The organism is Xanthomonas sp. SHU 199 (genome assembly GCF_000364665.1).
In the GTDB taxonomy this organism is placed as follows: domain Bacteria; phylum Pseudomonadota; class Gammaproteobacteria; order Xanthomonadales; family Xanthomonadaceae; genus Xanthomonas_A; species Xanthomonas_A sontii.
In genome coordinates this window covers 1-2,278 of sequence record NZ_AQOI01000472.1, presented here as the reverse complement: position 1 = coordinate 2,278, position 2,278 = coordinate 1, and the positions used below count along the sequence as shown (strand labels likewise).

General features: G+C 72.5%; 1 protein-coding gene and 2 pseudogenes. 1 reads left to right on the top strand and 2 read right to left on the bottom strand.

Annotated elements, in window-relative coordinates; all coding sequences use genetic code 11:
- A pseudogene (locus tag D183_RS0114925) lies at positions 1 to 411 on the bottom strand (shikimate dehydrogenase); the annotation flags it as partial.
- A gap of 52 nt (positions 412 to 463) precedes the next feature.
- On the opposite strand from D183_RS0114925, the gene D183_RS0114920 reads away from it, so the two are divergent.
- Entirely contained in the window at positions 464 to 1,354 is an 891-nt protein-coding gene (locus tag D183_RS0114920; RefSeq protein ID WP_026144505.1) for a TolB family protein, read from the top strand.
- Positions 1,355 to 1,619: 265 nt separating this feature from the next.
- Here the strand turns inward: D183_RS0114920 and D183_RS0114915 are convergent.
- Positions 1,620 to 2,278: pseudogene (locus tag D183_RS0114915) on the bottom strand (iron-uptake factor); the annotation flags it as partial.

The window sequence follows — 2,278 nt, the reverse complement described above, 5'->3', positions numbered from 1 at the left end:
CGCCACGCCGCGCGCGGCGCCGCCGGCGCCCAGCAGCAGCGCACGGCGGCCGCGCAGGTCCAGGCCATTGCGGCCGGTCAGATCGCGCACCAGGCCGGCGCCGTCGGTGTTGTCGCCATGCCACTGGCCGTCGCGGAAGCTGAGGGTGTTGACCGCACCGGCCGACTGCGCGCGTGCGCTGTGCACCACGCTGAGGGCGAACGCGGCTTCCTTCAGCGGCAAGGTGACGTTGGCGCCGACACCGCCGTCGGCGGCGAAGGCGGCCAGCGCCGCGGCGAACCCGTCGGCCTGGACGTCGATCGCCTCGTACTGCAGGGCGATGCCGGTCTGCTTGGCGAAGGCGGCATGGATGTGCGGCGACAGCGAATGGGCGACGGGATGGCCGAACACGGCAAAACGGGAGTTGGGCATGGAGCGCTCGTTGGTTGTTTTAGACTGGCGGCGACATTCCATGGAATCCCTCATGCGGACCCCTGCCCTGCCGCTCGCGCTGGCCGCGAGTTTACTCTGCGCGCCGTGTGCGTTCGCGCTTTCCGAATTCGGCATCGAGGGCATGGGCGTGGTATCGACCGCCGCCGACGAGACCCGCGCCAGCGTCGCGCCCGACGGCCAGCGCATCGTCTGGGCCAGTCCCGACCGCCCCGGCGGGCCCGGCGGCGGCGACCTGTGGCAGGCCGTGCTGCGCGACGGGCGCTGGCGCGACCCGCAACCGCTGCCGGCGCCCGTGAACTCGCCGAGCCTGGACAGCGACCCGTTCTTCAGCGCCGATGGGCGCTGGCTGTACTTCGCCTCGGATCGCCCCGGCGGCCTTGGCGGCAGCGACCTGTACCGCGCGCCGGTACTGGCCGACGGCGGCTACGGCGCGCCGCAGAACCTGGGCGCGGCAGTGAATTCGCCGGGCAACGAGCGTGCGCCGACCCTGTCGCTGGACGGCACGCGGCTGCTGTTCGCCAGCGACGGCCATGGCGGCGCCGGTGGCCTGGACCTGTTCGTGGCGCGCCAGGAGGGCCAGGCGTTCGCAGCACCGCAGGCGTTGGCCGGGGTCAACAGCGCCGACGACGAGACCGATGCGGCGTGGCTCGGCGACGGCCGTGCGCTGCTGTTCGCGCGTGCCCATGGCGGTACGAGCAGCCAGGTGCTGCTGGCGCAATGCGCCGGCGGCCGCTACGTGGATCCGCAGCCGCTGTCGCTGTCGTTCAACGGCAGCGACGGCCACACCGCCGGCGCCGTGCTGGATGCCTCCAAGCCCAGCGAACTGCTGCTGTCCGGCAGCGCCCGCGCGCCGAAGGCCGGCAAGCGCGACCTGTACCGGATCAAGGCACCGGCCGCCACCGGTAGCGGCGACTGCAGGTAAGCGGATTGCGCGGCGACGCGAGGCAGATGCCGGTCTGCTGCCGCGCCGACACACAACAAGCGGGACCACAAGGCCGTTGTGGGAGGGACTTCAGTCCCGACGCATGGCACTCGACGCATCGCCCGGTTGCTGCACGCGCGCATTCCGCTCGGATCAGAGGCTCCCTGAAATGGCTGCCACCGTCCTCAGCCCAGCATCATGATGCGCAGCGACGATCGGGGCAGGCACGCAAGAGCCTGGATCGCACTGCGATCGGCGCATCGCCTCAATACACATCGCGCCGATAGCGCCCATCCGCGCTGAGCGCATCCAGCGTGTCCTCGCCCAGGATCTCGCGCAACGCCGTATCCACGCCGCGCGCCATGCCGGCGAGGCTGCCGCAGACGTACACGGTGGCGCCGCGCGCCACCCAGTCGCGGACCGCGTCGGCAGACTCGCGCAACCCGTCCTGCGCGTAGCGCTTGTGCGGCTGGTCGCGCGAGAACAGCAGGTCCAGGCGCTGCAGATGGCCGGCGTCGCGCCAGGCCCGCAGCTCGTCGCCGAACAGCGCATCGTGCGCGGCATTGCGTTCGCCGAACAACAGCCAGTGCCCCTGCACACCGGCCTGCGCGGCCTCACGCAGCAGGCTGCGCAGGCCGGCGATACCGGTGCCGTTGCCGATCAGCAGCATGGGCGCATCGCCATGCCGGCGGAACCCGGGGTTGGCGCGCACCTGCGCGCGCAGCACCGCGCCCACCGGCGCATGCTGGCACAGCCAGCCGGCGCCCACGCCGGGGCGGCCGTCGTCGCGCAGGGTCAGGCGCACCACCAATTGCAGCAGCCCGTCGGCCGGCACCGAAGCGATCGAGTATTCGCGCAGCGGCAGGGTCGGCAGCGCGTCCACCCAGGCCTGCAGGTCGTCGCCCGGCGTTGGCGGCGTCAGCG

What these genes read in the sequence shown, in the direction of transcription:
- D183_RS0114920 (WP_026144505.1), top strand. Translation starts at nt 464, where the DNA reads ATGCGGACCCCTGCCCTGCCGCTCGCGCTGGCCGCGAGTTTACTCTGC.